This is a genomic window from Kitasatospora sp. NPDC059088 (assembly GCF_042738155.1).
In the GTDB taxonomy this organism is placed as follows: domain Bacteria; phylum Actinomycetota; class Actinomycetes; order Streptomycetales; family Streptomycetaceae; genus Kitasatospora.
Genome location: NZ_JBHYGR010000034.1, coordinates 69,383 through 75,698, shown reverse-complemented (window position 1 = coordinate 75,698; position 6,316 = coordinate 69,383). Strand labels below are relative to the sequence as shown.

Below are 6,316 nucleotides of genomic sequence, written 5' to 3'. Positions count from 1 at the left end.
CTCCGGGCCTGCCCGGAGCGCGCCGCCATCCCTTTCCCCGGGGCCCCCGCCCACCCCACGTCGTGGAGGCACAGCCCGTGCCAAGCAAGAGGGCAGGTCCATGCAGTGTGCTTACTTGCGGTGAGGCCTCGCAGTTCGGCCCCGCCGTCCACCACGGCGGGGCCGACCGGTGGGACCCGCCCTCTCCGCGGGTACCTTCGCGGTACGGCGACGAACCCCGAAGGGAACTCATCATGGCGCAACCAGTAGCACCCGTCAGTCCCCCGTCCGCATACCGCGGCTTGATCCTCGACTTCGCCGGTGTTCTGACCACGGATGCTCTCGCCGTCCACCGCGAGTGGTGCGTCAGTCAGGGACTTGACGCCGAGGCATGGCGCCGCACGCTGAACACCCATCCGGTGGTTCGGCAGCTGTACGTTGACCTGGAACGTGGCGCTCTCAGCCAGGCGGACTGGAACCGGCAGGTCGCGCCGTATCTCGGTCTGGCCGACCACGAGAACCTGATGGGCCGGGCGTGGGCCGGGGTCCGGGCCGCGGCCGACATGGTCACCCTTGCCAAGGCGGCGCGTGAGGCCGGCTACGTGGTCGCCCTGCTGTCCAACAGCTTCGGACTGGACCCCTTCGACCCGTACGCCGCCTGTGGCGTCTGGGAGTTGTTCGACGTGACCGTGGTGTCCGAGCTGGAGGGCATCGCGAAACCAGACCCGGCGATCTACCGGCTGGCGCTGGAGCGGATGGGCCTGTCAGGCGAGGTGTGCGTGTTCGTCGACGATCACCCGGTGAACCTGCCGCCGGCCGAAGCGCTCGGTATCACGACGGTGCTCGCCGACGGCCGGCCAGAGACCGTCGCCCGGATCGCATCCCTGCTCGGCATCGGGGCCTGCGTCTGAGCCTCCCGCTGTACGGTCATACCCGCACACTACGGAGGTACCGCCCCGGGAAGGCCATCACCTGAGACGGAGTCAGCCTGTGACCCTCTGGGCAGAACGCACCACGGCGGAACGAGTCAAGATCCTGCGAGGCCGGGAGGTCACACAGGAAGACCTGGCCGAGAAGTCCGGGGTCTCCCTGGGCACGATCCGAAAGCTCGAACAGGGGGGCAACCTCTCGCTCCCTTCGCTGATGAAGGTCGCTGTCGGTCTCGGCACCGACGTCTCAGTGATCCTCGGACAGCAATCCCCGCGCCGAGGCATGGCCCTGGAGGAACGCTCGGCCCTACGCGCAGTATCAGCTGCCGTCCACGACACCGGACTCGGCATCGGCACCGACGTGGAGCCCGGCAGTCTGGAAGACCTGCGAGACGCGGCACGGCGCGCTGACGCCGCGTTCTGGAGCGGACGCTACGTCGAGCTCGGCGCGATCCTGTCCCTCCTGCTGCCGGAGGCACGGGCGCTCTACGACGCCACCACACCGGATCGACGCGAAGCCGCCGGTGGAGTCCTCGCCGATGCCTTCCAGACTGCTGCCGTCATGGCCAATATCCTCGGCGCCCGCGACCTCGGGTACACCGCGATCACCCACGGCCGAAACGTCGCCGACCAGGTGGGTGACGGCCTCCGCGCGGCCCACCTGATGGCCTCGCTGTCGTGGATCTGCCTGCGCGATGGCCACACTGCCAAGGGCGTCCACGTCGCCGAGCAGTCCGCCGCCAAGGTCGAGCCCCGCATGTCCGACAGCGACCCGGACCGGCTCAGCGTGTACGGGCAACTGGTCACGAACGCGGCCGTCGCCGCGTCCCGGGGCGGCGCGAGCGCGGACACCGCCCGCGACTACCTGAGCCAGGCCCACGCCGTCGCGGCCCGGATCGGCCGCGAGCACGCCCGGGGCGGCCAGGGCCAGCCGTTCGGCCCGTCCTACGCCGCCACGCAGGCCATGTCGGTGGCGACGGCCCTGGGTGACACCGCCGGAGCGCTCAGGCTGATCGAGACGACTCATCTCGATCCCGGCATGCCGCTGTCCACCCGCGCCAGGTTTCACCTGGACATCGCCCTGACGCGGACCGAGACACGGCAGTGGGAGGCAGCGGCCGCAGCGCTGAAGGCAGCGTGCCGGATCGCCCCGACATGGGTCCGGCACCAGGCACTCCCCGGAGTGATCACGGACCGGATCGCCGACGTGTCTGTGGCGATGGCGACGAGCGTTGCGCAGGCCGCCGGTGTTCCACTGGTGATCAGATAAGCCCTCCATGTCGGACCATGGTGTCCGCGACCTGCTGGTATACGCAGCTACCACGCCCCGTAACGCCCAGCCGTAACAACCGCCGCGGGTACCACTGAACGTGGTAGTCGGCCGTGTGCGAGTTCTCCGGCTACCACGACCCATGTATTCACCGACGGTGAATGGTCGGTGACAGTGGTCGCCATGACCAGCGACCACCCCCGACCCGTCGGCCGCGCCCCCGTCGCCATCTACATCTGCTCCGGCGACGAACCCGCCGCCGATCTCATCGCCGCCCACGTCCGCGTCTTCGCCAGGGCCCGCCGGTGGACCGTGGCCGTGCTCGCCGTGGACAGCAACCCCACGCAGCCCCTCGCCGAGCGACCCGGCTGGCAGGCCATCACCGACGCCCTGTCGGAGAACAGGGCCTGCGGGGTCGTCACCTGGACCCGCGACATGATCCATGACGACCCTCTGAACAGCCCCGGCCGACAGTTGGCCGCCTTCGACCGGCTCGCCACCGTCCTGCTCGAGCGCGGCGCCTTTCTCACCACTGCCACGCACCCGGGCACCCCGGCCGGAACCGTGCCGGAGCGCCGCTCCCCGGGCGACCACTGGCGGCGGCGTGACCTCGCGTCCTCGGCCGCGGGCCTGTTCATTCCCCGCCGTGCAGCAGGACGAGGTACCGACCCGAGGACCTCCGGATGCTGACCCGTACGGTGACAGCCGCCCGGGAGCAACGATGAACACCACCCTCGAACGGCCCCGGGAAGCCGAGGGAGCGCCCTCGGCAACCCGTCCTGCACCGGCCACCATGCGGCTGCCGTACGCCTTCCGGTCCGCCCGCGCAGCCCGCCTCATGGTCAACGCCAAGCTCATCGAGTGGGGCTTGGAGGCCCTGATCGACGACGCCGAGCTGATCATCTCCGAGCTGGTGAGCAACGCGGCGAAGACCGGCTGCCGGACGTACATGATCGTCGCCGTCCGCCGACCCACCGCCGGAGTCGTGCGCCTGCTGGTCTCCGACGGCTCCGCGTCGCCGCCCGTGCGGATCGAAGCCGGTCCCTCCCACGAATCCGGACGAGGACTGGCCCTGGTACACCACCTCACGAAGGCCAAGTGGGGCGTCCGACTGTGGCCGCACGGCAAAGTCATCCACGCCGACCTCGGGGTACCCAGCGAGTTGGCCTGACGGCACCCCTCGGACTCCGCCCGGCGTCCCGGGCGGATCCGGTGCCGGCCGAAAGCCTCCCCCGAGCGGCGGCCGGCACCTCCTTCACGGCGCGCTCCCACCACAGCGCCCTGCATCCCGATACCCACGTGAGGAGGACCCCTTTGAGCACTCCCTTCCGGAAGATCCACGGAGCCGGAAACGACTTCGTGCTGCTCAACGGCGCCGACCAGGACACCGGCCGCGACTGGCACGACATCGCGGTGAGGCTGTGCGCGCGCCGAACCGGTATCGGCGCCGACGGTCTGGTGGTCAGCACGCTGATCAGCAGCGCCCCTCCGGTCCTGGAGGTCTCGTGCTTCAACGCCGACGGGTCGATCGCAACGATGTGCGGCAACGCGCTGCGGTGCTCGGCCTGGGCTGCGGCCGAGGACTTCGGCTTCGACACGATGACCCTCGTCATGGCCGGGGTCGAGCACGAGGCGACCGTCACCCGTGAGGCTGTGGCGATCACCGCCGAAGTCGGCGCCGTCGACATGCGGGTGGTCGAGTCCGTGTGGGGCGGCCGCCCCTTCTGGTTCGACTCCGCTCACACCGGCACCGAACACGTGGTTGCCGTCGTAAACGACGTGGACGGCCTCGACGCCGAGGCCTGCGGACGTCTGATGCGCCACCACCCAAAGCTCGCCCCGCTCGGCGCGAACGTCAACTTCGTGGAGAGCATCGACCGGCAAACCCTCAAGATCCGCACCTATGAGCGCGGTGTCGAGGCCGAGACGCTCTCCTGCGGAAGCGGGGCTGTCGCCGCCGTCGTCATCGCGGGACGCCGTGGCCTGGTCACCGCGGGCCCCGTCGCCGTCCACAACCGCGCCGGAACCCCCCTCACCGTCGCCCCGCACGCCGATCGACCGGCCAAGTCGTACTGGGTCGCCGGCCCCGTCACCCTCGCCTACGAAGGAGTCATCTCGTGACCATCACCATCGACTGGCATGACACCGCCGCGCTGAGCAAGGAGATCCAAGCCGTACGGGAGCGCAAGTACCGCGGCACCAACGTGGGCCTGGTCTACGGCGGCGTCTCCGCCGAGGACCGCCTGTACCTCTCCAGGAGCCCCGTCGAGCAGATGTCCGTGACCGCGCTCTCCGAGTCCCTGGACACGATCGGTACCGCATTCCGCGTCCTGGACCCGTGCGAGCCCGGGTTCGTGTCAGAGCTGCTCGGCGTCGACATCGTCCTGTCCAACCTGCACGGGCCCTTCGGCGAGGACGGCCGGCTCCAGGGACTGCTGGACTGGCTGCGCAGGCCGTACTGTGGCAACGGTGTTGCGGCGTCCGCCATCGCCGCCGACAAGATCCTCTGCAAGAGGTACATGAAGGGGCTCGGCGTGCCGACTCCGCCGTGGCAGGTGTGGACCGGCGGCAGCGCTGTGACCTGCGGCGGGCTGCCCATGATGGTCAAGCCGACCATGGGCGGATCGAGCGTCGGAATGAGCCTGGTCCGCACCACCGAAGAGCTCACCGCCGCACTCGAAGAAGCGACCCGCACCGACCCCTCGCCGGTCCTGGTCGAGCATTACATCTCCGGGACACCAGTGACCGTAGGACTGCTGGAACTTCCCGGCGGCGTCCTGGCGTTCCCGCCGCTGGCCACCGAGGTCCAGCAGGCCGATTTCTACGACGCCGACACGAAGCTCGACGCCGACGGCCGCGGCGGCGTGTCCGTGACGCTGGCGGACCTGCCGCCGTCCGTCCTGCGCACGCTCACCAGGCACGCCAGGACCCTGTGGGAAGGTCTCGGCTGCCAGGGGGGCGCCCGGGTCGACTTCATGGTCACCGCCGACGGCGAGGTGTTCGCCCTCGAGGTGAACACCACCCCCGGCATGTCGCGGGACAGCAACTTCGCCGCCGGAGCGTCGATGTGCGGCCTGACCCATGAGGACGTCGTTCGCGCGATGCTCCACCAGGCCCTCGCCCGGCCGACCTACGATGTGCCTCTGCCCGTCCCGAGTATCGGTGCCGTCCCGGCCCAACTGGACGCCACCGTCTGAACGATAACGCTTCGGAAGGTCGCCGCCATGCTGCATGTCCACGAGGTCCCGATGTGCCGTCAGCTCGTCCCCGTTGAGGAGTGGGAACAGCAGGGCGGCATGGAGCTCGGGGACCGGCTCACCTGGTCGAACCGAGCCTGCGGCATGGCGGCCCTCCGCATGATCCTGCTCGCCTACGGCAAGGAGCCCCCCACTCTCACCGAGCTCATCAAGATCGGCGTCAAGCGCGACGCCCTGACCGACCGAGGCTGGCTGCACGCGGGGATCGCCAAGATCGCCATCGACTTCGACATCGCCGGTCAGGCCGAGCCGGTGGCGGCCGAAGAGCTGACCGACCAGCTGGCGAAGGCACCGCTGATCATCTCCGTGACCGAGCAGTTCCCCACCGACGGCCGCCGCGGAGGACACCTGGTCGTCGCCCACGGCTTCGAGAGCGGCGACGACCAGGTCATCCACTTCCGGGATCCCTCGGCGTGGGGCCAGGACAACGACCGCGTACCACTGAGCCGCCTCGCCAAGTCCTACACCGGCCGCGCCATCACCTTCCCGCCCCTCCCGGCGGCCGGACGCACGATCGCCGTTCTCGGCGAGATGGGCGAGCTCGGGGAGGACTCCGTCTCCGCACACCGCGAGATCGGCCGGTACGTCGCCGAACAAGGAATCGACCTGCTGATCGCGGTCGGCGGTGACCTGCCCAAGCAGCTTGCCCTCGCCGCCGCCGCGCACGGCACCGACGTGGCCCTGGTCGCCGACGCCGAGACCGCAGCCGCCTACCTTGAGAGCATCGTACGGCCCGGTGACAAGGTGCTGGTCAAAGCCTCCCGCTCCGCGATGCTGTGGCAGGTGTGCCAGCAGCTTCTCGGCCAGAAGGTCACCGGCTGGTGACCGCGTCAGGCCTCTGAAAGCCCTGGCAGGTCAACTGCATCCGGGCCGCCTCGACC

At 69.9% G+C, this 6,316-nt stretch carries 7 protein-coding genes; all 7 read left to right on the top strand.

From position 1 onward, the window contains the following. Positions 1-233 precede the first annotated feature (233 nt). The gene (locus ACFWXO_RS17780; RefSeq protein WP_380524819.1) at positions 234-890 is read left to right on the top strand and encodes an HAD-IA family hydrolase; all 657 of its coding nucleotides are present in this window, start codon (positions 234-236) and stop codon (positions 888-890) included. Positions 891-969: 79 nt separating this feature from the next. Next, on the top strand, positions 970-2,178 hold the full coding sequence (locus ACFWXO_RS17775) for a helix-turn-helix domain-containing protein (RefSeq protein ID WP_380524818.1): 1,209 nt from the start codon (positions 970-972) through the stop codon (positions 2,176-2,178). 183 nt (positions 2,179-2,361) lie between these two features. Then, complete coding sequence (locus tag ACFWXO_RS17770) at positions 2,362-2,868, top strand: hypothetical protein (RefSeq protein WP_380524817.1); 507 nt, start codon at positions 2,362-2,364, stop codon at positions 2,866-2,868. A gap of 31 nt (positions 2,869-2,899) precedes the next feature. Further along, positions 2,900-3,349 (top strand): ATP-binding protein, encoded by a 450-nt coding sequence (locus ACFWXO_RS17765; RefSeq protein ID WP_380524816.1) that lies wholly within the window; start codon positions 2,900-2,902, stop codon positions 3,347-3,349. Between the two features lie 143 nt (positions 3,350-3,492). Then, positions 3,493-4,299 carry a diaminopimelate epimerase gene (gene dapF, locus ACFWXO_RS17760; protein ID WP_380524814.1) on the top strand — a complete coding sequence of 269 codons (807 nt, stop codon included), beginning with the start codon at positions 3,493-3,495 and terminating at the stop codon, positions 4,297-4,299. Next, entirely contained in the window at positions 4,296-5,375 is a 1,080-nt protein-coding gene (locus tag ACFWXO_RS17755) for an ATP-grasp domain-containing protein (protein WP_380524813.1), read from the top strand. Before dapF ends, ACFWXO_RS17755 begins: the two co-directional genes overlap by 4 nt. 27 nt (positions 5,376-5,402) lie before the next feature. Next, the gene (locus tag ACFWXO_RS17750) at positions 5,403-6,260 is read left to right on the top strand and encodes a glutamate ligase domain-containing protein (RefSeq protein ID WP_380524812.1); all 858 of its coding nucleotides are present in this window, start codon (positions 5,403-5,405) and stop codon (positions 6,258-6,260) included. Positions 6,261-6,316: the final 56 nt, after the last annotated feature.

Coding starts and splice junctions, on each gene's coding strand:
- ACFWXO_RS17780 (WP_380524819.1), top strand. CDS start 234: ATGGCGCAACCAGTAGCACCCGTCAGTCCCCCGTCCGCATACCGCGGC.
- ACFWXO_RS17770 (WP_380524817.1), top strand. CDS start 2,362: ATGACCAGCGACCACCCCCGACCCGTCGGCCGCGCCCCCGTCGCCATC.
- ACFWXO_RS17765 (WP_380524816.1), top strand. CDS start 2,900: ATGAACACCACCCTCGAACGGCCCCGGGAAGCCGAGGGAGCGCCCTCG.
- ACFWXO_RS17750 (WP_380524812.1), top strand. CDS start 5,403: ATGCTGCATGTCCACGAGGTCCCGATGTGCCGTCAGCTCGTCCCCGTT.